The organism is Tranquillimonas rosea (genome assembly GCF_900111315.1).
GTDB classification, from domain to species: domain Bacteria; phylum Pseudomonadota; class Alphaproteobacteria; order Rhodobacterales; family Rhodobacteraceae; genus Tranquillimonas; species Tranquillimonas rosea.
The window spans coordinates 1-1,845 of record NZ_FOGU01000029.1; the positions used below are offsets into that span (position 1 = coordinate 1).

The window sequence follows — 1,845 nt, forward strand, 5'->3', positions numbered from 1 at the left end:
TTCCTCTTCGCCATCTCGTCCATCTCCTTCTCGAAGACCAAGATGACCTCAGATTGTAGCTTACGTCAGTGTCCGATTTTCGGGGGGCAGCTCAATGTCCACATCCCGTTCTGCGAGCGGCTCTGCTGGTTCTGCGCCTGCCACACGCAGGGGACCCGGACGCTCACGCCGGTCGAGCATTATGTCGACATGCTGGAAGCCGAGATCGCCCGCACCGTCGCGACCCTCCCCGACGGGGTCCGCATGGGACGGCTCCACTGGGGCGGGGGCACGCCGACGATCCTGCCGCCCGCGCTGATCCACCGCCTCGCCGGGGCACTGAAGGCGGCGATCCCGCCGGCCGACAGCTTCGAGTTCTCGGTCGAGATCGACCCGACCATGGTCGACCGCCCGAAGATCGAGGTCCTCGCGGCCGAGGGTATGACGCGCGGCTCGATCGGCATCCAGGACTTCGCGTCGGAGGTGCAGAAGGCGATCGGCCGCATCCAGAGCTTCGAGACGACCCGCGCCTGCGTCGCGGATCTGCGCGCGACCGGGATCGCGTCGCTGAACACGGATCTCGTCTACGGCCTGCCGCATCAATCCGGACAGCGCTTCGCCGACACCGTCGCGAAGGTGGTCGAGCTTGCCCCCGACCGGCTTGCGATCTTCGGCTATGCGCATGTGCCCTGGGCGTCGAAGCGGCAGACGCTGATCGACGAGGCAGCGCTGCCGAACGATGCAGAGCGTTTGCGCCTGGCCGACCTCGCGGCCAGGTTGCTGGACGCCGCCGGCTATGCCCGGATCGGCATCGACCATTTCGCGAAGCCGGGCGACAGCCTTGCCGTTCTCGCTGCCGGCGGGGGACTCAGGCGCAACTTCCAGGGCTATACCGACGATGGCTGCGCCACGCTGATCGGGCTCGGCGCCTCGTCGATCTCGCGCTTCCCGCAGGGCTATGTCCAGAACGCCCCGGCCACCGCGGCCTGGCAGCAGCGCATCGCGGCGGGTGGGCTGGCGGGGGCGAAAGGGTACCGGATGACCGACGACGACCTGCTCCGCGCGCGTGCGATCGAACTGGTGATGTGCGAGATGCGCCTCGACCTGAGGCGCCTCGGGGACGAGTTCGGCGATCTGGCAGAGCGGTTGCGCCCGGAATGTGCCGGTGTGCTCGCCGCTTTCGGCGAGGCGGTGGTCGAGACCGCGGACGGGTTCGCGATCCGGCCCGATTGCCTGCCGCTGACGCGTCTCGTCGCCAGCCGCCTCGACGCCCAGCTCGACGCCGGCGGTCGCTTCAGCCGGGCGTCCTGAGTACCTCACCGAAGCCTAGGAACGTCTCTGGCCGCCAATGGGCGCCTACCGGACCGTCGACGGCATGGGCGTTCCGATCGCGGGCGGCGGGTTGCGTGCCGGGCCGCGCGATCTCGGCCGGCCGGGCCTGCTGGTGCTGAACGAGGGCGAGGTCAACGGTTTTTGCCTGTTCCGGCCGCGGTGACCACCAGGCGGTCGCCGAGTTCCCGATGTCGCGGTGATGGCGGCGGATCGGCTTTCTGGCGCGGCTATCACGCACCCGCCGTCCCTGTCGTGCCGAGGTCGCATGAGGGCGTCGCGCAGGACGACACAGGACCGGCCGCGCCCCTGCGTGCGGCCCCCGATCTGCGCCCGGATCAGGGCCGCGACGGGGCCGTCCCCAAGGCAGAGACACATATCATCTGACAAATCTGATATATGTGCTAGCTTGTCCGAGCGTGTGCGTACTAGCGCGAAGTTTCCATACGATAACCAACATAGGAGAAGTGCCGCATGTCCGACACGTCATCCGAAGGGTTGGACATTCCGTCACCAGACGGCGATGTCAACACGATC

At 67.9% G+C, this 1,845-nt stretch carries 2 protein-coding genes; both read left to right on the plus strand.

Translation table 11 applies throughout. The features are described from left to right. On the plus strand, positions 1-1,290 hold a 1,290-nt coding region (hemN, locus tag BMZ25_RS20340), incomplete at its 5' end, for an oxygen-independent coproporphyrinogen III oxidase (RefSeq protein WP_143071588.1). 37 nt (positions 1,291-1,327) lie between these two features. Further along, on the plus strand, positions 1,328-1,474 hold the full coding sequence (locus tag BMZ25_RS20625) for a hypothetical protein (protein WP_218142583.1): 147 nt from the start codon (positions 1,328-1,330) through the stop codon (positions 1,472-1,474). Positions 1,475-1,845: the final 371 nt, after the last annotated feature.

Bases quoted from the DNA above. Each gene is read 5' to 3' on its own strand.
- BMZ25_RS20625 (WP_218142583.1), top strand. From the start codon at position 1,328: ATGGGCGCCTACCGGACCGTCGACGGCATGGGCGTTCCGATCGCGGGC.